The sequence below is a fragment of the Parabacteroides sp. AM58-2XD genome, assembly GCF_003463685.1.
In the GTDB taxonomy this organism is placed as follows: Bacteria; Bacteroidota; Bacteroidia; order Bacteroidales; family Tannerellaceae; genus Parabacteroides; species Parabacteroides segnis.
Genome location: NZ_QSDP01000002.1, coordinates 93280 through 115984 on the forward strand (window position 1 = coordinate 93280; position 22705 = coordinate 115984).

The window sequence follows — 22705 nt, forward strand, 5'->3', positions numbered from 1 at the left end:
CCAATAAGAAGCAATACCGTTGCCATCAACTAAAGAAGTATTGATAGTTTCCCAGTCAGTGATGTTGAATTCACCCTGGTTTTCAGGCATACCGTTATAAGCCTTACGTGCTAAGTGAGCACCAGCTTCACCGAATGTGAAGACGTCGATCTGATTTTCACCTTCCATCAGATATACATTATAACGATACTGATCGCTAATTGTGATGTTTACAAGGTTACCTGCGTTTTCATCTGTACCCTTCTTATCGCGGAATTCACTGATGATCACAGCACTGTTTGTCCAACCGCCTTGCAGATTGAATGTATTGATAGTTGTATTCTTGAAGTGACCATAATATACTTCTTCGTCACCAGCTTTATCTGTACGAACTACTTTCAGATAATAGTTAACAATCATTTTAGGATTGATTACTTTACCTGTACCGTTGAACAACTCTACAGACAAAATATCGCTATTCTGGTTAGAACCTTTACTCTTAGCCAATACTTCAGACATGAAGACATTCTTAGATGTATTCTTCGGAGCCAAGTGACCTACCTGTACTACATAATAGTCAGCACCCGGAATACCTTCCCATTTCAAGACAGCTGTTGCACCGTCGATATCACCGTGTACCATCGGTTGCAATACAGGAAGTTCATCTCCAACAGTCGGTTCTCCAGCAATTGCCAAATCATTCGTTAAGCAGTTAGCCTCTACGATCACTACATTTTCTTTTGCACATGCTGTAGCAGCAGTCGGAGCATAGTGAACAGTAGCAGTAGTAGTGAAAGAACCGTTCACATCAACCTTTACATTTGCCGGAGCTGTCAAAGTAAATGGATTATCATAATTTACTGTACCCAAAGAAACCTTAATAGCTTCTGTTGCAGTCAGCGGGTTGAATTCTTTACCTTCGATAACAACCTTCACATCAGCTTTTGAATCTACATTAGCTGTGATATCTGTAGCAGGAGTAATTGTAATTTCCGGTTTGTAAATGAAACCATATACTTCACCTTCGTTTACATAATGCATATAATTAAACTGTTCTAACGGATTCAATTCACCGTCTGTCCAAGTCATTACATTTTCGTTAGACTTAACAGTGAACAAATCTTCAGCTCTATGCATAGCTCCGTTTTTAGTAGCTTGATTGAATGTTACAACCACTAAACCTAACACTTCACCATATTGGTTCGGAGTCAGTTTATCAACAGCTGCACCACCATTCAACATATCCTTGATACATAAGTAAATGCATTCGGATATGCGCTTACATTCGCTTTACGAGTTACATTAACTACTTTTTCCAAGTTGTAACCAGCTACGTAGAATGAGTCTACTGCCAATGGGTTTACGTAATCACATTCATCCTGATATACCTTACCAAAATATTTCTGGAATTCAGGATATACTAAGTTCGGTAAATTTGTACCAAATGAAGGACGATAAGAATTGTGCATTTCGTCGATAAGGTTCAAGTTATTGATATTACTCCACAGATTAGCACGAGTATCACCATATAAACCTGCAACTACACCAACACCACATAACGGGCAATTGCTTTCAGACTCAACACCTACAGCCCAAACTTGCAATTCATATGTATCAGGATTCCATTCTTTTACATTTGCTTTTTCAGGATCCAAGAAGCCATCCTTATTCGGAACGAACTGTACGTAAATAGGAAGACCTTCTTCACGGAACTGCTTCATCTTAGCATCGTCCAATGTATTGATGCTGATTTCCAATGTATCCGTATTGTTATTTACCCAAGCACCATCTTCACTCAATTTGAAACGGAATTCCTGGTTATCTGTATCATTCTGGTTTGCATTTGCAATATTCTGTAAAGTTACACGAACTTTAGCGATACCGTCATTTCCTGTAGGTTTCAATTCGCTACCATGCAACACCAATTTCTTAACACGTGAAGCATAACGAGAGTTATCCAATGCATCTTTCTTATTATAAGGAGCGAAGAATACATTGTCGGCTGTATAACGACCTACTGTACCGTCAAAGTTTTCGCCTTCATAAGTCAACCACAATGCACCAACTCTAGCTGCAGCCAATGTCCAGCCGATTTTCCATAAGCATCAAAACCTAACGGTTTGTAGTCTGCATTCACTGCGATTTTCCATGCTTCTTCACGAGTGATGTCGTTAGTCCATTCTCTCAACGCTAAAGTCAATTTAGAACCTTCTTCTATTACACCACATGAAGAATATTTAATACCGTCAGTTATTTTCACTTTACCATATGAAGTCCACTGATCAGAAGTCATCTTTTCATATGCCAAGAAATCCATCGGATATGTTTTCTGATCAGGAATATTCTTACCCACAACTTCTACTTCTTGTGTCTGGCAATTTTCATTAAAAAAGATATGATCTTTAGCGAAAGCTAATTCAGGAACAGAGTTTGCAGAAATTAATCCTGTTTCAGCAGACAAACGGATAGGATTCAATACATCTGTTTCTGGTAACTTAGCAGCATATTTTCCAGAGAAAGTAGCGATTGATTTCGGTTGGAAATCATATGTTACTTCATCTTCCAACTTAGCGTCAACTGATTCTTTTTCAAATTCAGCACGAACAACATCGTTGTTATTTGTTACGTTTGTCCATACAAAAGCATCTTCAGCAGTTGTTTTAGCAGGCAACTTAACATTTTCTGCGCTCAACGCCAAAGTACCAGATGTACAGCTCTTTAAACCTAAACCTGCTTCAAAAGATGTTACATCGGCAGTCAAAGCCAAAGTCGGTTCGTCGAAATTCATCTGGAAACCGCTAACAACCAATGCCGGAGCGAAATGGCTCTTAGAACCAGTTTCTTCTACATCCTTAATGGCAACAAAATCAGACCACAAGGTCACCTGGATCAACTTATTATCCAAAGAACCTTCAATAAACATTCTTGCATCAGTAATCGGATCTGTTACAACATCGAACAAATTGATTACTTTATCTTCTACATCAGCTGCACCTGTTTTAAAGATTGCACCGTCAGATTTAAATTCAGCATTAGCAGAAGCAGAACCATTTTTCAATATTTCACTTCTCTTTACTGGATTACCTTCCAAATCAAATACAGCAATTTTAATATGCCAATCAGCAGAAGAAGTTGCAGCCAAACCGAAGTTCTCAGCACTTAACTTAACTTTCAGTTCACGTACATTTGTCATATATTTAGTTGACAAATCGAACATCAACTCACCACTCTGACTGTCACCCAAGAAGATTCCTAAAGAGTCAGTACCACTTTGCCATACCGTAGTAGTGGTATAATTGTTTGTCGGCTTTTCGGTAATATTGGGATAATATACATTAGCTGTAGTAGCAGTTCCATTAAAAGCACGGAAATAAACACCATTACCCCAAACTTTCTTGCCATCTACATTTACAGCCTTACCAGGGAAACCCGGCAGTACGTCATTACCTTCAGCTTCATACAAAATAGGTTTTTGAGCAGCAGTCAAACCTGCGTATTTGGCAGCATCCCATGCAGGAGCATTTTCAACCTGTCCAAATACCGATGCTGAGCCCAAAACCAACATAGCGCTAAGAGTTAGCACTTTTGTTTTAGTAAAGTTTCGCATACGAAAAAATTTAAAATTAATACTATATTTATATGTCTCAAATTTGATTGATTCTATAACAATGACTAGAGAAAACGTTCCTTTTTTCTCGCCATTGTTTTTCGCTTCTTTTATCTTTGTGTTCAAAAGAGCGATTTTCGTACTCACTTTGCTATTCTGTTGATAAGAAAGGATATAGGAAAGAAAAAAATATTTTGAAAATGATTGGAGGATTAAAAGAATGTGGTACCTTTGCTGACGAGAAAAAAGGAACGTTTTTTTTAGTCATTCAATTTTCCACCTATACTTTATATTTCAAATCATATACAAATTTCATCTTTCAGGAATATCCTATCCGGTGCCTACCCGTCAAAAATGGCTGCCTACCCGTCAGAACCCCGATGCCTACTCGTTTTCAGGCCAGTTACTACCCATTGGGGGAAAAGGTGGTTTTGGGAAAGCGATTGTTAACTACAGTTAATTGCGTCAAAAGCCTCAAAAATTTCCTAGGGTATTATCGGCACGGAAATCTCCCTGCCTATGGTTGTTTTATGAAAATAACCAGCTCCTAATGAAACGATTAAGCCGTTTTTCTCAGCCGAAGTCAATAAACGGTCGACCGAAGATTTGCTTAGAAGGAGGACATGTCCCGCGTCACGAATCTCCGCACGCTTGAATTTTACCGGCATCTCGGCGAAGATTTTCTGCGAAATGAAAGGCATTTTATAACGCAACTCCTTTTTATTCCTCTTTAGGGAAGTGCTCACCACATAGGTGTGTTGCAAACAGATCGTACCGATATGGAAAGCCACTTCGAAATCATCGTCACGGATCACCCAATCTTTTTCCTCACTCAGTGTCTCCCCTTTGCGAATCGCCGTGAGCACCATCCCAATACGAAAGATAGCCAACCGGTAACGCAACACAGCGGAAGCCACATCTTCATGCCCGAACACACGTACATTATTATATTCTTGTTTGAAATAACGGTTCAGCCGTTTACGCTGCGTATCACTGAAATGCACCCAGGTAGGATGTTTGTCCAGGTGTACGCCGATATCCAGCACCCGCTCCGCCAGGCTATCGAAATAATGGGCCGCCGCCGGAGTGTCATCTTCCGAAGTAAGCGGACGGTATTCACCATGCCCGGCAATCTTATAGACCATCAAACGGCTGAACAAACCACTTTCCGCCGAAGGGACCAGGCGACGGAACATCTCCGGCGTACCCGTCAGCAACATACTCAGCAACGGATAAGAAGCCAGCAGGGAACCGTTCGTCTTGGTGGAATTGCCGATCCGTTCGTGATGAGCCGCCTGGTTCAGCAGATAACCATAGTTGCCATAATCCTGAAACAGTGTGTTGGTCACCGCCTCCATCTCGGTTTCAAACAGGCAGGAAGCATAATGGCTGTTCGTTTCCAGTTGCTCGATCATCCGCGCCAACGAGGTATAACCGGAGATATTCAGATTCATCTGTTTTACCGGTTCCGGATTTTCGGGAGCCAGTCCGGTTGGTTTCTTTCCTCCCGAACGCAGCAGTAATTTCTGATACAATTCATACTCTTCCTTTTTCTTCAGATATTCTTTCACCTCGCAACGTGAATTGTCGTACACATAGCGTTGCCACGAAGCGATCAGCTTAAAAAGGGAGGCGACACAACCCTTCCCGCTTCCGGATTCGCCGATCACTACTCCGTAAAAAGGTGCCTGATACTCTTTCCTCGCAAAGGAACCCTGCACATGGGGCGTTACGCTGCTCAACATGGCCAGCGACGACAACAAAAGGACGCTCCGCTCGGTATCATCGCGGGCATACGCCAGAATGTCTCGGATAAGGGATGGCAACGACTGGAAAAACTCTTCCCGAAAAGGAGGAAGAAGGGTTTCATCCGGTTCTATATCAACGCCTTCCTCTTCAAATTCGTCCGCTTCTTCGCTATCGGGACGATCAGGTAAACTTTTGAGGCTTTTGAGTTTTTGATGCGGTTTCCGGTGCTCGGGAGGGCAATAAGGGTTGCTTCCGTGGGACGAACGATAACGGGTATAGATATCCGAAACGATACCGGCAATCTCTTTTTCCGTAAAACCCGGTTCGGCGTAGCGGCTCAGGCATTCTCTTTTCACTTCGGTCTCTTCGAATCCGGCAGCGTTCAAGGCCCCCGAAAGTTTCATGACAAACGTATGGCGATTGCCGGAAGAAAAAGAATTGTCGGTCTCAAACTTATTCATGTAATTACCCAGCGCTCCGTCGGAAGACGGGATGGCTGAAGCCGGAGCATGTTTCTGTGGTGCCGGCGGAGCTTCCACCTTGACAGGAACGACTTCGGACTTTTCCTTATAAAAAGCAGTAGGGTCATAGCTGACAAAGCATCCCCTGTTAGGATCTTTCCCGCAGTAATCGATCACGATACCGGGCAGGTCGTTTTCCAACTTGCGGCAGACGGTTTCGAAAGCCGGCAGATGAAGGTCGAGGTCGCTGTCCACCAGTATGAAAAGTTTATCGCCTTTGCCCGAAGCACTGATATGCCCGGCTTTGACATAAGGCAACCCCTCTGCCCGGCGGAGAACATCTTCCGCCGAAGTCGGCACACCGTCGATATCGACAATGATGCAACGGCTGTAACGCACCAGGTGTTCGCGTTTTCGTCCCCCTTTCATGATTCCTCCGGCAACAAGCAGCGGAAGTTTCTTTTTACGCTTATCCCCTTCTTCCGTATGTCCGGCAAGATATTCGGCACGGAGGCGGGTGATAGCGGAGGCATACTTTTTACTTCTGATCTGGTCGATGTACTGGTCTAAAGTTATTGTTTGCAGATCGTTGACGTTGAACGCAGAAGCAAAGAAAGTACATTCAACGGTTTGGTTTAATTCCATGTTCATGGTACTAAGTGTTTAGGGCGGACAGGATGCCGCGATGATTATTGGCAACAGATCGTAAAAGGTCTGTGCATTAAGGTTCTCCCAGATGGTCGATCAATACCGCCACCTGCTTAGGTGTGTAAAGTTTCTGGAATTTCACCCATCCGGCAGCTTCCAGTTTCGCTTTCAGCCCGCGCGAAGTGCGTATCCATTCCCACATACGTTGATAGGCAACCATCGGTGTACGACCCGGGAAATACAATTGGGCGAATTCGGTCACTCCATACGCTCTTTTGTAATTTGTTTTTTCGTATTTCATTTCTTCCATAAGTCTTAAATTTTAAGCGTTATTCAATGGTATAAATATAGTGAATAATACAATAAGATGCAAGAAAAAAGAGATATTTATCGCCACCGATTAAACCTTTTTTTATTCCGTTTGTCTATATCTCGATTGAGTTGTGTATATTTACATGCCTATTGATAAGTTTTAAAGTAGATACCATTGAAAATATGACGAAGAGAGTGAAGTGGGGCGTTACCGCCGCAATCTTCCTGATGATTGCAGGAATGATTATTTATCCACAGATAAAGAACCAGTTGACAGCATCAGGCAAGGATTCCGTTGTAGCTCCCGCACCGGGAGCAGGCGCACGGAAGCAAGTGCTGAACATTAACGCCGAAGTGTTGAAATTCCAATCGCTGACCGACAAAGTAATCAGTACAGGCAGTATCATTCCCGACGAAGAAGTAGACTTATCCTTCGAATCGTCCGGGAAAGTGGTGAATATCTATTTCAGTGAAGGAACGCATGTGAAAGCCGGCGACCTGCTGGCCAAGATCAACGAAAAACCTTTACAGGCACAGCTCAGGAAGCTGGAAGCCCAGATCCCGTTGGCAAAAGACAGGGTATACCGCCAGCGCACCTTGCTGGAAAAAGATGCGGTCAGCCAGGAGGCCTACGAACAGGTAACGACTGAGTATGAAAAGCTGATGGCCGACATCGACCTGGTAAAAGCCAATATCCTGCAAACCGAACTGCGCGCTCCCTTCGACGGGATCATCGGTCTGCGCTCGGTCAGCGAAGGGGCCTATGTCTCTCCGACAACCGTCATTACCAAGCTGACTAAAATATCTCCGTTAAAAATCGAATTTTCCATTCCCGAAAGATATGCAAACGATGTGAAGAACGGAACGATGATCGTCTTCCGCCTGGAAGATTCGAACGGTATCATGCGCGATTATAATGCGAAAGTATATGCCGTCGAAAGTAAAATGGATATGACGACCCGTACCCTGAAGGTGCGTGCCACGTATCCCAATACGAATGAAAGCATTTTCCCCGGCCGTTACACTTCCGTAGAGATCACCAAGCGTGAGATCAAGGATGCGCTGGCTATCCCGAGCGAAGCGCTGATTCCGGAAATGGGCAAGAACGTTGTTTACCTGTATAAAAACGGAGTAGCTGAACCCGCTGAAATAGAGATCGGCCTGCGTACGGAAAGCCATGTACAGGTACTTAATGGCGTACAACCCGGTGATACACTAATCACTACCGGTGTGATGCAGCTGCGTACCGGCATGCAAGTAACAATTGATAATCTGTATTAAATTCCCCTATGGCAAATATATCGGAAACCAGTATAAACAGGCCGGTACTTTCGACGGTAATGATGCTTGTCATCCTGCTGTTCGGTATGATCGGCTACAAGTTCCTGGGGGTTCGCGAGTTCCCCAGTGTGGACCAGCCTATTATCTCGGTCAACGTATCCTATCCGGGAGCGAATGCCGAGGTTATCATGAACCAGATCACGGAGCCGTTGGAGCAGAATATCAACGGTATACCGGGTATCCGTTCGTTGAGCAGTGTCAGTAGCCAGGGCAGCAGCCGTATCACCGTCGAATTCGAACTGTCGGTGGATATGGAAACGGCTGCCAACGACGTGCGCGACAAGGTGTCGCGTGCACAACGCTATCTGCCGCGCGACTGCGACCCTCCCACCGTATCGAGGCCGACGCCGATGCTACCCCTATCATGCAGATCGGCGTACAGAGCAACAGGCGTTCGCTGATGGAACTGAGTGAAATCGCCGAACTGACGGTGAAAGAACGTTTGCAGACGATCTCCAATGTGAGCGGTGTGGATATCTGGGGACAAAAACGTTACTCCATGCGCCTGTGGCTCGACCCGATCAAGATGGCGGGTTACGGGGTTACTCCTTTGGACGTGAAAAACGCGGTTGATGCGGAAAACGTGGAGTTGCCTTCCGGCAGTATCGAGGGGAATACGATCGACCTGTCTATCCGTACACTGGGACTGATGCATACGGCAAAAGAGTTTGACGACCTGATTGTCAAAGAAGACGGAAACAATATCGTCCGCTTTAAAGATGTCGGGCGGGCGGAACTGGCCCCGGAAGACTTGCGCAGTATCCTGCGTAAAAACGGTGAGCCGATGGTTATCTGCGTAATCGTTCCCCAGCCGGGAGCGAATCATATCGAGATTGCCGACGAGGCCTACAACCGTATCGAACAGTTAAAGAAAGACCTTCCCGAAGATGTGTCGATAGAAATGATCTACGACAATACTCGTTTTATCCGTGCCTCCATCTACGAGGTGGAAGAGACGATTTATGTGGCGCTGGCGCTGGTTGTGTTGATCATCTTCCTGTTCCTGCGCGACTGGCGTGTTACGCTGGTGCCTTGCGTGGTGATCCCGGTATCCTTGGTCGGCGCCTTCTTCGTGATGTATATCTCCGGTTTCTCCATCAACGTATTGACCATGTTGGCAGTCGTGCTCTCGGTCGGCCTGGTGGTAGACGACGCTATCGTGGTGGCCGAAAATATATATGTCCGCATCGAACAAGGGATGAATCCGAAAGAGGCGGGTATCGAAGGTTCGAAGGAAATCTTTTTTGCGGTAATCTCAACGACCGTTACGCTGGTATCCGTATTCCTTCCGATCGTATTTATGGAGGGGATGACCGGACGGTTGTTCAAGGAGTTCAGTATTGTGATCGCCGGTTCTGTGACGATCTCTTCGTTTGTCGCCCTGACCTTCACGCCGATGCTTGCCACCAAATTACTGCGCAAGCGGGAAAAGAAGAACTGGCTGTATGTAAAGACCGAACCTTTCTTTGAAGGATTGAATACTATTTACTCCCGGTCGCTCAATTATTTCCTGAGCCATAAATGGTGGGCTATTCCGATCGTGGTTGTCATGTTCGGTTCGATCGGATATTTCTGGAAAACGATCCGTTCCGAATTGTCACCGCTGGAAGACCGCTCTTCCATCTCCATCAATATGCGTGCCCAGGAGGGTGCCACCTTCGAATTCATCCGCGATTATTCCGACCGGATAGCCGAACTGGCCGATTCCATTGCCCCCGAACGCAAATTCCTGACGAACCGTGCTTCCAGCAGCAATGCCAACATCAGTGTGATTCTGCCGGACATAAAAGAACGCGAACGCTCACAGATGGAAATAGCCGAAAAACTATCGGCTGCCATGAGAAAAGAGACTCAGGCACGTGCATTCGTTCAGCAGCAGTCCACCTTCGGGGGACGCCGCGGAGGTATGCCGGTACAGTATGTACTACAAGCTCCCAGCCTGGAAAAACTGGCGGAACACTTGCCTACCTTCATGCAAAAGGTCAACGAAAGCCCTATATTCCAGATGGCGGACGTGAACCTGAAATTCACCAAGCCGGAAACGCGCATCGAGATCGACCGCGACAAGGCTTCTTCGCTGGGCGTCAGTACCCGCAACATCGCCCAAACATTGCAATATGCACTGAGCGGGCAGCGTATGGGGTATTTCTATATGAACGGTAAACAATATCAGATATTAGGCGAAATCAACCGCCAGCAGCGTAACACGCCGCTCGACCTGAAGTCGATTTACGTACGCAGCGACAACGGTTCGATGATCCAGCTGGACAATATGGTGTCATTGCTTGAAGACGTGGCACCGCCCCAGCTATACCGTTATAATCGTTTCGTTTCGGCGACGGTATCCAGCGGACTGAACAAAGGCTATACCATCGGCGACGGCCTGGACGAAATGGACCGTATTGCGGCTGAGACGCTCGACGGCAGTTTCCGTACCGCCCTTTCCGGCGAATCGAAGGAATTCCGTGAGAGTTCTTCCAGTCTGATGTTCGCCATGATCCTGGCGCTGCTGATGATCTATCTGGTACTCGCCGCCCAGTTCGAGAGTTTCAAAGACCCGCTGGTGGTGATGTTCACCGTGCCGCTGGCTATTGCAGGGGCCTTGATGTTTATGAGTTATTCGGGTATCACGATGAATATATTCAGCCAGATCGGTATCATCATGCTGATCGGTCTGGTGGCGAAGAACGGTATCCTGATCGTGGAGTTTGCCAACCAGCGCCAGGAGGCGGGGTTGAGTATGGCCGAAGCGATCCGTTCGGCATCCACACAACGTCTGCGTCCGATCCTGATGACCAGTGTGTCTACGATCCTCGGATTGGTTCCACTGGTATATGCCAGTGGCGAAGGGGCACAGGGACGTATTGCGATGGGTGTTGCCGTTGTCGGCGGTATGTTGGTTTCGACCTTCCTGACCTTGTTCATCGTCCCCGCCATGTATAGTTTTATATCAACAGACAGAGCAAAAAAGATATGAGAAGAATCCTGATAACGATACTGGCTGTTTCTACGGCTTTAGGTGCAAAAGCGCAGGAGGTATACAGCCTGAAACAATGCATCGAAACCGGATTGGAACGGAATTATTCCATCCGCATCATACGTAACGAGCAACTGATCAGCAATAATAACGCAACACCCGGCAACGCCGGTTATCTGCCGACAGTGGACATGAGCGGCGGATTCAGTGGTACGGTTAACAATAACCGTAACAAACTATCTGACGGTACGACCGAAAAGGAAAACGGAGTGAACAGTGAAACGGGGAATATCGGATTGAACGTAAACTGGACGGTATTCGACGGTTTCGGCATCCAGGCCGAATACGCCCGCCTGAAAGAACTGAAAAAAATGGGTGAACTGGATACCCGCCTGACGATAGAAGATTTTGTCGCTACGCTTTCCGGCGAATATTATAATATGATCCGCCAGTATATCCGTCTGCGCAACCTGCGTTCTTCCCTGGACCTTTCCCGTGAACGTGTCCGTATCGCAGAAGAGCGCTATCATATCGGTTCAGGTTCGCGAATGGACCTGCAACAGGCGCAGGTCGACTTCAATGCCGACAGTTCAAACGTGCTGAACCAGTTGGAGGTCGTCCACACTTCCCGTATCCGGCTGAACGAGCTGATGGCATTGGATAATATCGACGAACAGATCGCTTTAAAAGATTCGGTGATACGCCCGAACATATTCCTGGACGAAATAGATCTCTGGCAAAGCACGCTGCTTCGAACGCCTCCCTGCTGATCGCCCAGAAGAATCAGACACTCTCCGAGCTGGATTACAAGAAAGTAAAAAGCCGCGATTACCCGTATGTGAAGCTGAATGCCGGCTATGGCTACACAGCCAACTGGTACGAAGTGGGAGCAACCGACCTGCAACAGCGTTTAGGATTAAATTACGGATTGACTGTCGGATTAAACCTGTTCGACGGACTGAACCGCCGCCGCGAACGCCGCAACGCCCGCATCCAGATAGAAAACAGCCAGCTGAAAAAGCAGGAACTGGAACTGGGCCTCCGTGCCGACATGAGTAATCTGTGGATGGCTTACCGGAACAACCTCGACCTATGGAGTCTGGAAAAGGAAAACGTAATTGTCGCCCTCGAAAACCATCGCATCGCAATAGACCGTTACAAACTGGGTGAATTATCCGGCATCGAATTGCGTGAAGCCCAGATCAGCTTGCTGGAAGCCGAAGAACGGCAATCCATCGCCGAATATTCAACCAAACTCTGCGAAATCTCCCTCCTCCAACTGAGCGGCCAGATATTAACGTATGTGGCACCGGAGCCGGAGAAAGCTAGTTTTTAAAAACACCACAATATGATAAAAATACTTCTGTTAACCGATTTTTCCAGTGGCTACAGCCGGTCGCTTCTGGAAAATGTCGTTAGATATGCAAGGGAAGTCGGTCCATGGGCCTTTTACCGAATGCCCTTGTATTTCCGGGAACTTTATGGCGACGAAGGAGTTGTGGAATGGGCGAAAAAATGGGGAGCGGACGCAATCATCGCCCAGTTCTCGGATATAGACCTATCTGTTTTAAACCAGTTAAATATACCGATCATCGTTCAAAATTACAAAGAACGAAGCTCCGGTATTTCCAATCTGACGGGTGACTATTTCGGGACAGGTGTCATCGCTGCTAATTTTTTCCTGCATAAAGGCTATAAATCATTTGCTTACTATGGTCTGACAGATACAGTGTGGGGACGTGAACGTGGCGAAGGCTTCAAAAAGATCGTCAGCAACAAGGGGTATGAGGTTTATGAATTTAATAACCGGAAACGGGTACCCAGTGAAAAATGGTGTTTTGATGTCGAACAAGTAAGCAGATGGTTACTAAGCCTACCTAAGCCGATAGCCCTTTTTGCCTGTGACGACTATTATGCCTTACAAATCACCGAAGTCTGCAAGATGTATGATATCAGCATTCCCGAAGAAATCGCAGTGTTGGGTGTAGACAATGATAAATTATTATGTAATATCTCCGATCCTCAACTATCGTCCATTGAACTGGATATAGAAAATGGCGGTTATGAAGCAGGAAAACTACTTCATCAGTTTATAGAAAAGAAGATCATTGCACCAGTCGATATTATAATAAAACCTGTACGGATCGTCCCCCGTGCCTCTACGGAACGTTTTGCCGTATCCGACAGACATATAGAACAACTACTGCAATACATCGACAATAATTATCAAAATCCTTTATCAGTCGATGAACTGACTCAAATAGTACCTTTCTCAAGACGAGTGTTGGAAAAGAAATTTAAACGAGAAACCGGAACGTCCGTATACCAATACCTTCTGGATCTCCGCATAGAGAAATTCGCCGACCTGCTGATCACTACCGACCTGCCGCTGATCGAGGCTGCAACCCGGTCAGGCTTCACTGACTACAAAAATATTTCCCGTATCTTTACCAAAGCAAAAGAAATGACTCCTCTCCAATATCGGAAACGATTCACCCCTAAAAACAAATAAAACAAAGTCGACCCTTTATGAAGAGGTGTTCGTTTTTTGAGGTTTTTATTTCGCAACCGGTACCATGTGAGCTTATTTTTTATGCTTACTTTGTGTTGTTTGAACATTAAAACAGCACTATTATGAATGCAATATCATCATCAAACAGTAGAAAAGAGGTTAAGACAATCATCACTAACGGGAAATTGATCCTTTCGAGCGGAATCCTCGATAATGGTTATATCATTATCGGAAACGGTAAAATAACCGATATAGGGCAAGGTCAACCTCCATATAACGAGGCTAGTGAAGTCATCGATGCCAAACAACAGTATGTTTCCCCCGGTTTTATCGATCTGCACACCCACGGAGCCGGAGGCGCTGACTTTATGGACGGAACAGTAGAAGCTTATCTGACTGTGGCTAACACACATGCACGTTACGGTACAACCGCTTTATTACCCACTACACTGACTTGCCCCGATGAAGAACTTTTTCATACATTTGAAGTCTTCCGTAAAGCAAAGAAACAGAATAAAACCGGAGCAAAGTTCCTGGGTCTCCATCTGGAAGGACCTTATTTTTCTTATAACCAGCGGGGAGCACAAGATCCGGCAAACCTAAAAACTCCAACACCGGAACATTATACCAAGATATTGAATGCCACAGACGACATTGTACGCTGGAGCATAGCTCCGGAACTGGACGGTGCTATGGAATTAGGTCAATTACTCTGTGAAAAACAAATAATTCCTTCCATCGGGCATACAGACGCAATCTGTGAGGAAGTGATGGAAGCTCATAAATCCGGGTATTCCCTGATGACCCATCTTTATTCAGGAATGCAAACCGTTACTCGTCGTAACGCCCTCCGCTATGCAGGAGCCGTAGAAGCCGCATTCCTGATAGACGACATGGATGTCGAGATCATTGCAGACGGTATCCACCTTCCTAAAAGCCTGCTTCAACTCATTTACAAATTCAAAGGAACCGACAGGATCGCCCTGATAACTGATTCCATGCGCGGAGCAGGAATGCCAGAAGGTCAATACAAGCTGGGAAGCCTGAAAGAAGGACAAACCGTAATAGTAGAAGACGGCGTTGCCAAACTGCTTGACAGAAGTGCTTTTGCGGGTAGTGTAGCAACAGCCGACCGCCTTATCCGGACGATGGTGCAGCTTGCCGGAATCCCCTTAACGGATGCTGTAAAAATGATGACAGCCACACCCGCCCGTATCCTGCATATGGATGACAGAATGGGTTCCCTTGAGACAGGAAAAGAGGCAGATATCCTGTTGTTCGACGATCAGATAAAGATAACACGCACTCTCATAAACGGAAATACAGTTTATCAAATTTGACGTATTTTGAGGATTCTGTTTCGACAAGTGGGTAAAAATGAATAATTCATCTCCCTAAATTTGTCATATTGAGATTTACTAAAATTAAGTAATATGATAACAAGACGCAATTTCATAAAAAGAGCAGTAGCCGGAACAGCTATGCTATCATTCGGTGGCGTGTTACCGGAATTCAGTGCGAAAAGCTATGCGAACATAGTAGGAGCGAACGACCGGATTCAGATAGGATGTATAGGAGTGAATTCCCGTGGAGCCGCTTTGGCAAGGAATTTTGCCAAACAGGAGAACTGCATCATAAAACACATTTGCGATGTCGACTCCAGAGCTTTAAACAAATGTATTGCAGAAGTTTCCAAAATCAGCAATACGACTCCGAAAGGATATAAGGATTTACGTCTGTTGCTTGAAAAGAAAGATCTGGATGCAGTAGTGATAGCCACTCCCGATCACTGGCATGCTCCGGCAGCCTTACTGGCGATGAAGGCAGACAAGCACGTTTATCTTGAAAAACCATGTAGCCATTCACCGGAAGAAGGCGAAATACTGGTTCGTGCAGCACAAAAATACAATAAGGTAGTCCAGATGGGAAACCAGCGCCGTTCATGGCCTAATGTTGTGGAAGCTATCAATGAGATTAAAGCAGGAACCATAGGAAATGTCTTTTTCGGAAAATCATGGTACACTAACAACCGGGCACCCATCGGAACCGGGGAAAAAGCCCCCGTCCCTGACTGGCTTGACTGGGAGCTATGGCAAGGACCTGCTCCACGTACCGCTTACAGAGATAATATCATCCATTATAACTGGCACTGGTTTTGGCAATGGGGGACCGGAGAAGCCCTGAATAACGGCACACACATGATCGATCTGTTACGGTGGGGCATGGAACTCGATTATCCGACTAACGTACAATCGACCGGAGGACGTTACTATTACCAGGATGACTGGGAAGCACCCGATACACAGGTTATCAACCTGGACTTTGGCGGAAAGAAATCAATGATATGGGAGGGGCATTCCTGTAATTCTTTCAAAATAGAGGGGAACTCAGTCGGTGCACTTTTCTACGGGGAAAAAGCCAATCTATTGATAGGAGGCGGAAACCATTATAAAATCATGGATCATAAAAACCAGGTTCTCCGCGAAGTAGAAAGTAAAATACAGACTGACCCGCGTAACCGAATGGATCCGGCACAGCAACTGGATGCCATCCATATCCAGAACTTTTTTAATGCGATCAAAAAAGGAGAGCAACTTAATGCCGGGATAGAATCCGGACATATAAGCACGCTTCTCGTACAACTGGGAAACATCGCCCAACGCTCAGGAGAAAGACTGGAAACCGATCCTGAAAACGGGCATATCAAAAACAAGCTGATAGCAGATAAATACTGGTCGAGAAACTATCAGGAAGGCTGGGAAATGAAATTATAAATACAGTTTATATGTCAGAGAACAATCACACAACAGAAAAGCGAAATGTCATAATCGGAATCGCCATCATCGGTGTCGTATTCTTTATTATCGGCTTTGTATCATGGGTCAATTCTATATTGATTCCTTATTTCAGGATAGCTTGTGAATTAACGAACTACCAATCGTATTTTGTTACGTTCGCCTTCTATATAGCCTATCTGGTCATGTCGGTCCCAGTAGCCTATTTACTGAAAAAAACCGGTTATAAAAAAGGAATGATGTACGGATTCTTCTGCCTGGCAGCAGGCGCATTGCTTTTTATTCCGGCAGCATTGAACAGGACTTACTGGATTTTTCTAACCGGTCTGTTTACTATGGGAACCGGATTGTCGGTCCTTCAGGCGGCAGCCAATCCTTATATCACTATTATAGGTCCCATTGAAACAGCTGCCCGTCGTATCAGCATAATGGGGGTATGTAACAAATTCGCCGGTATAGTCTCTCCTGTCATATTTGCAGCAGTCGTACTAGGCAAAAGCCAGGATATCCTGGAATCCGTAGAATCAGGACTGTTGAGCGGGATAGCCAAGGAGGCAGCCCTCAATGAACTGATACGTGGAGTCATACTTCCCTACAGCATACTCAGTCTCTTACTCCTGTTTATCGGTCTATTCATCTATAAATCGAAACTACCCGATATCAACCCGGAAGAAGAGAATGAAGAGTTGGCGACCGCCAACTGCAATAAGACCTCTGTTTTCCAGTTTCCTTATCTAATACTTGGAGTATTGGCATTATTCCTACATGTCGGAACACAAGTCGTAGCCATAGATACGATCATCAGCTATGCAGGTTCCATGGGAGTCGGCCTGCTGGATGCCAAGTTCTTCCCATCCTACACACTCGGAGCAACTATACTGGGTTACCTGTTGGGAATAGTATTGATCCCCAGATATATTTCACAAAAAAATGCATTGATAGTCTGCACTGTATTGGGATTGATCCTCTCTTTCGGAGTCATTTTCGCTCATACGAACATTTCCTTGTTAGGTCATAATGCCGGTCTATCCATTTGGTTCCTGGCTTCCCTTGGACTCCCCAACTCACTGATTTATGCAGGTATATGGCCTCATGCTATACGTAATCTGGGACGTTTCACCAAAATTGGTTCATCCATGCTGGTCATGGCCCTCTGCGGGAATGCGATCCTTCCGCTTGTCTATGGCAAACTGGCAGATATAACATCCCTGCAAACCGGCTACTGGGTATTAATACCTTGCTATATATATCTGATCTGGTACGCCGTCTTCGGATACCGCATTATGAACTGGTCATTAAAGAAATAAATAAAAACAAAAGTAAAATGATACACTTTAAAAACAACAAGCTTACTGTACAGGTATTCACTGACAGGCAATCTATGGGAACGAACGCTGCATCGGATGTCGCACAAACGATTCGTGAGTTATTACGAAACAAAGACGAAATCAATATGATCTTTGCAGCCGCTCCTTCCCAAAATGATTTCCTGGCAGAACTTATTGCCGACAGCACGATCGAATGGAACCGGATCAATGCCTTTCATATGGATGAATATATCGGCCTGGAGCCGGATGCCCCGCAAGGATTCGGAAATTTCCTGGGAGAACATATATTCAGAAAAGTTGACTTCAAACAGGTCTACTACATACAAATGACAAAAGACCATTTCGAACAGGAATGCGAGCGCTATACCCGGTTACTTTCCGAAAGAACAATCGATATTATCTGCATGGGAATAGGCGAGAACGGACATATCGCTTTCAACGATCCCCATGTAGCCGATTTCAACGACAAAGCCTGGATGAAAGTGGTCGACCTTGCTCCTCAATGCAGGCTACAACAAGTGCACGACGGCTGTTTTCCATCACTTAACGAAGTTCCTCATCAGGCATTCACGCTCACCATCCCTGTCCTGATGTCGGCTACATATACTTTTTGCATAGTCCCGGCTACAACAAAGGCACAGGCTATCTACAACACACTGTACGCTCCGGTAAGTGAAAAATATCCATCTACGATTCTACGCAATAAAGAAAATGCCCGGCTATATCTGGATATGGACAGCGCATCCCTTTTACCAGAGAAATACAGGATAATAAATAATAACTCCTAAAAGATAATCCTATGAAACGAAATGTATTATTACTACTTGTTTTCCAATTACTCACAGCTTTCGGACTCCAGGCACAGGAGACTATCAGGCTGGGCATTATCGGGTTAGACACCTCCCACTCCGAGGCTTTTATTAAGTTGATCAACGGAGAGAACCAGGCACCCGATTACGTCGGTTTTAAGATAGTAGCCGCTTATCCCTACGGATCGCAAACGATCGAATCCAGCTACAACCGCATACCTAAATATACGGAGACAGCTAAAAGTCATGGAATACAAATAACCTCATCCATAGCAGAACTACTAAAACAGGTAGACTGTGTCTTACTGGAAACAAACGACGGGACCTTACATCCCGAACAGGCAACAGAAGTCATAAAAAGCGGTAAATCGTTGTTCATAGACAAGCCTGTAGCCGCCCGTCTTTCCGATGTTCTGGCAATCTACAAACTGGCGGAAGAGAAACAAGTGCCCATATTCTCCTCTTCGGCACTACGTTTCTCTCCACGAAATTCAGAACTGAGAAACGGAAACGGCCCGGAAGGAAAGGTTGTCGGAGCAGACTGCTATTCACCCTGTACAAACGAACCTTCACATGCGGGATTCTTTTGGTACGGGATCCATGGAGTAGAAATATTATACACCCTGATGGGAGCAGGATGTCAATCCGTCACATGTACTTCCAATGAAGGTTCCGATGTCGCTGTAGGTGTTTGGGAAGATGGTCGCATAGGGACTTTTCGAGGACTAAGGAACAGTTCTCATTCCTATGGCGGTACGGTCATTTGTGAAAAGAAAGTTGTTCCTGCCGGAGGATACGAAGGGTATGAAGGACTATTAAAATCGATCCTCACATTCTTCCGGACAGGCAAAGCCCCCGTCAGCCCGTCAGAAACGATAGAGATATACACATTCATGGAAACAGCCAATGAAAGTATACGGCAAGGCGGCAAACCGGTAAATACAAAAGATATTTATAATAAAGCATTATCCCTGGTGAAAAATTAGGAAGTTTATTAATCTTAAAAGTACGATGGTATGAAAAAAATCAACAATGGAGAAAGACTGGCATTCGATCTATTACTTATGGCCTTCCTGCTTATGACCATAGTACCAGTTTTTGCAGCAGAGACAAATAACATTCCTTCTGCCACTCAACAAAAACAAGCAGTCACAGGTATCGTCACCGACAACAAAGGAGAAGTGATACCCGGTGTAAATGTAATGGAAAAAGGGACTACCAACGGAGTTATAACGGACGTTAACGGTCATTACACCATAACCGTTACAAATGAAAATGCAGTATTGGCATTCTCCTTTATCGGGTACGTAACGAAGGAAGTCCCTGTAAAAAGGCAAAAGACACTCAACATCAGCCTGGCAGAAGAGATCCTGAATCTGGAAGAGGTTGTCGTGGTTGGATACGGTGTACAAAAGAAAAGAGACCTGACAGGTGCCGTGACCCAGGTAAAAGCGACTTCACTGGAAAAAGAACGTCCCGCTACCGTTCAGGATATCCTTAGGGCAAACGTTGCCGGCTTGAATATCGGACTCGATAACTCAGCGAAAGGCGGCGGTAGCATGGAGATTCGCGGAAAACGTTCGATCAAAGCCAGCAACGAACCCTTATTGGTGGTAGACGGTATTATTTACTACGGAAGCCTCGATGAAATCAATCCGAACGATATCGCCCAGATCGACGTATTGAAAGATGCCAGCTCGGCAGCCGTTTATGGTGCCAAATCTGCAGCCGGAGTCGTGCTGATCACAACGAAAAAAGGATCGGCTGAAAAACCTACCGTCCAATTCAATGCCAGCGTCGGCATCTCCACCCTGGCGAATAAGATGGATGTTTACAACCCACAGGAATACCTTGCATGGCGCGAAGATGTGCAGGAAAGTATCTTCGAAGATCATAAACCGGGAGAATTTTCAGACCCCAACAACCTTCCGGCAGGTGTAACCCTGGAAGACTGGATCTCTTATCGTCCCACTACCGGCAACTACACCTATGACTGGCTCGTCCGCCTGGGACTGTTCGAACCGGAGCTTGACAACTATTTTGCCGGAAGAACATTCGACTGGTATGATGAAACATATCAGAAAGCATTCCGACAAGATTATAATGTCAACATTTCAGGAAAGAAAGATAAAGTCAGTTATTACTGGTCATTGGGTTACCTGAACAATGAAGGTATTGTTATCGGTGATAAATACAAATCTTATAGAAGCCGACTGAAACTGGACTTCGATGTAACCTCTTGGCTGTCAGCCGGTGTCAATGTACAATATTCTTATCGCGACCAGGGAGCTATCCCACGCAGTGTGAACCAGATATGGGCAAATACTCCCTATTCCACTCCGACAGATCTGGACGGTAACCCGATGCTGTATCCGACAGGTATAGACAATGCCAGTTCCATTAACTCGGCTTATAACGATTCATTCATAGACCGTTCGGCGATACGCAATTCCTTCACCGGAAGCATGTATGCCAAAATAAAACTGCCGTTCGGTATTTCTTATCAGGTAAATTTCTCTCCCCGCCTGTTGCTGTACAACTACAGGAACCACCGCTCTTCACAACATCCTGTATGGAAATCATTCGGCGGAGATGCGGAGCGAAGAAGTGAAATGTCCTACAACTGGCAGGTGGATAACCTGATCCGTTGGGAACATACATTTGCCCAAAAACACCAGGTAGAAGTGACCTTGTTACAGAATGCTGAAGAAAACCAATCCTGGCAGGAAATACAGACTACTCAGCAATTTGCCCCCAGCGACATACTGGGTTATCACAGAATGCAGGCAGGTACGGTTCCGGCAATCTCCAGCAACGACACCAGAAATACCGGCGATGCTCTGATGGGACGCTTGTTCTACTCATTCGACAAAAAAATATTGCTTACAGCATCCGTCAGACGGGACGGTTATTCGGCATTCGGCGTATCCAATCCGCATGCGACTTTTCCTTCTGTTGCTCTCGGATGGGTATTTTCAGAAGAACCGTTCTTCAAATTCCCCGCAATGGACTTCGGTAAACTGCGTGTATCCTGGGGACAAAATGGAAACAGGGATATCGGTATGTACGCAGCTTTAGCTGAAATGAAAACGGACCAGTACATTTATCAGACCCTGAATGGTAATATAGACCTCTCCAACTCCGTATACGTAAGCACAATGGCAAACAAAGACCTGAAATGGGAAACAACCAGTTCCTTTAACTTCGGTCTTGATTTCGGATTCCTCGACAGCCGCATTTCCGGTAATATCGACGTGTACAAAATGGTTACTTCCGACCTGTTGATCAACCGCAGCCTCACGGAAACAATCGGTTTCGGTGAAGTTATGGCCAACCTGGGTGAAGTTCAGAATACAGGTTTTGAACTTTCCCTGAGGACCTTGAATATCGATGCAAAGAACTTCCAGTGGAATACCACATTTAATTTCTCTTTAAACCGTAACAAAGTAAACCATCTATACGGCGATTATGAAAATGTACTGGACGACAACGGAAATGTCATCGGACGGAAAGAGATGGACGATATCAAGAACGAATGGTTCATCGGAAAGGATATCAGTTCCATCTGGACATACAACGTTATCGGTGTATGGCAGGAAAATGAAGCCGAACAGGCTGCTGAATATGGTCTTCGCCCAGGAGATATGAAGATCAAGGATGTGGACGGCAATAAAATCTATGATAACAACGATAAGGAGTTTATCGGATACAAAACACCGCGTTTCCGCTGGACCCTTCGCAACGAATTCACCTTGTTTAAAAACTGGAACCTGTCCTTTATGCTTTATTCTTATTGGGGACATAAAGCGCCTTACCAGCGTGCAAAGCATTTCGAAGCCGGTACATTGACAAAGACCAACTATTTCAAGATCCTTTACTGGACTGCGGAAAATCCGACCAACGAGTATGCCCGCTTATATTCGGATGACAAGAATATCGGAGCGAACTTCTATCGTTCCCTGTCATTCATCCGTCTGGATAATATATCCATAGGCTATACCGTACCTAAATCATTCCTGAACAAATTCAAAATAGAGGGAATGAACATCTACGGAACGATCAAGAATGTAGGTTGCTGGGCTCCGGACTGGGAATATTATGACCCGGAAGCATACAACGCCGACAGCCCCAATACCGTAAGCAGTACCAATCGCACCTATACACTGGGTGTCAATGTAACATTCTAA

At 45.4% G+C, this 22705-nt stretch carries 12 protein-coding genes and 2 pseudogenes; 10 read left to right on the forward strand and 4 right to left on the reverse strand.

Annotated features, from left to right (window positions below; genetic code table 11):
* Window positions 1-1214: 1214 nt before the first annotated feature.
* The 4 genes from DXA15_RS25735 to DXA15_RS01055 all read right to left on the reverse strand — a co-directional run bounded on the left by DXA15_RS25735 (window position 1215) and on the right by DXA15_RS01055 (window position 6754).
* A complete protein-coding gene (locus tag DXA15_RS25735; RefSeq protein ID WP_233566630.1) occupies window positions 1215-2060 on the reverse strand; it encodes a hypothetical protein in 846 nt (281 codons plus the stop codon).
* Window positions 2027-3733 (reverse strand): hypothetical protein, encoded by a 1707-nt coding sequence (locus tag DXA15_RS25740; RefSeq protein ID WP_233566631.1) that lies wholly within the window; start codon window positions 3731-3733, stop codon window positions 2027-2029. The genes DXA15_RS25735 and DXA15_RS25740 overlap by 34 nt, the downstream gene beginning before the upstream one ends.
* A 338-nt stretch (window positions 3734-4071) precedes the next feature.
* Entirely contained in the window at window positions 4072-6447 is a 2376-nt protein-coding gene (locus tag DXA15_RS01050; protein WP_128132846.1) for a DUF3987 domain-containing protein, read from the reverse strand.
* Window positions 6448-6517: 70 nt separating this feature from the next.
* A complete protein-coding gene (locus tag DXA15_RS01055) occupies window positions 6518-6754 on the reverse strand; it encodes a DUF4248 domain-containing protein (protein ID WP_122326986.1) in 237 nt (78 codons plus the stop codon).
* Window positions 6755-6939: 185 nt separating this feature from the next.
* Between DXA15_RS01055 and DXA15_RS01060 the strand changes: the two genes are divergently transcribed.
* The 10 genes and pseudogenes from DXA15_RS01060 to DXA15_RS01105 all read left to right on the forward strand — a co-directional run bounded on the left by DXA15_RS01060 (window position 6940) and on the right by DXA15_RS01105 (window position 22705).
* Window positions 6940-8037: an efflux RND transporter periplasmic adaptor subunit gene (locus DXA15_RS01060; protein ID WP_128132847.1), complete on the forward strand. Its 1098-nt coding sequence runs from the start codon at window positions 6940-6942 to the stop codon at window positions 8035-8037.
* 8 nt (window positions 8038-8045) lie between these two features.
* Window positions 8046-11074 (forward strand): annotated as a pseudogene (locus DXA15_RS01065) (efflux RND transporter permease subunit).
* Window positions 11071-12410, forward strand: a pseudogene (locus DXA15_RS01070) (TolC family protein). The pseudogenes DXA15_RS01065 and DXA15_RS01070 overlap by 4 nt, the downstream one beginning before the upstream one ends.
* A 12-nt stretch (window positions 12411-12422) precedes the next feature.
* Complete coding sequence (locus DXA15_RS01075; protein WP_046145999.1) at window positions 12423-13586, forward strand: DNA-binding transcriptional regulator; 1164 nt, start codon at window positions 12423-12425, stop codon at window positions 13584-13586.
* A 122-nt stretch (window positions 13587-13708) separates the two neighbouring features.
* A complete protein-coding gene (gene nagA / locus DXA15_RS01080) occupies window positions 13709-14926 on the forward strand; it encodes an N-acetylglucosamine-6-phosphate deacetylase (protein ID WP_128132848.1) in 1218 nt (405 codons plus the stop codon).
* Between the two features lie 93 nt (window positions 14927-15019).
* Window positions 15020-16360 carry a Gfo/Idh/MocA family protein gene (locus DXA15_RS01085; protein ID WP_046145997.1) on the forward strand — a complete coding sequence of 447 codons (1341 nt, stop codon included), beginning with the start codon at window positions 15020-15022 and terminating at the stop codon, window positions 16358-16360.
* A gap of 11 nt (window positions 16361-16371) precedes the next feature.
* A complete protein-coding gene (locus DXA15_RS01090; protein ID WP_128132849.1) occupies window positions 16372-17688 on the forward strand; it encodes a sugar MFS transporter in 1317 nt (438 codons plus the stop codon).
* A 17-nt stretch (window positions 17689-17705) separates the two neighbouring features.
* On the forward strand, window positions 17706-18497 hold the full coding sequence (locus tag DXA15_RS01095) for a 6-phosphogluconolactonase (protein ID WP_046145995.1): 792 nt from the start codon (window positions 17706-17708) through the stop codon (window positions 18495-18497).
* Window positions 18498-18508: 11 nt separating this feature from the next.
* Entirely contained in the window at window positions 18509-19504 is a 996-nt protein-coding gene (locus DXA15_RS01100) for a Gfo/Idh/MocA family protein (RefSeq protein WP_046145994.1), read from the forward strand.
* Window positions 19505-19534: 30 nt separating this feature from the next.
* The gene (locus DXA15_RS01105; RefSeq protein WP_233566632.1) at window positions 19535-22705 is read left to right on the forward strand and encodes a SusC/RagA family TonB-linked outer membrane protein; all 3171 of its coding nucleotides are present in this window, start codon (window positions 19535-19537) and stop codon (window positions 22703-22705) included.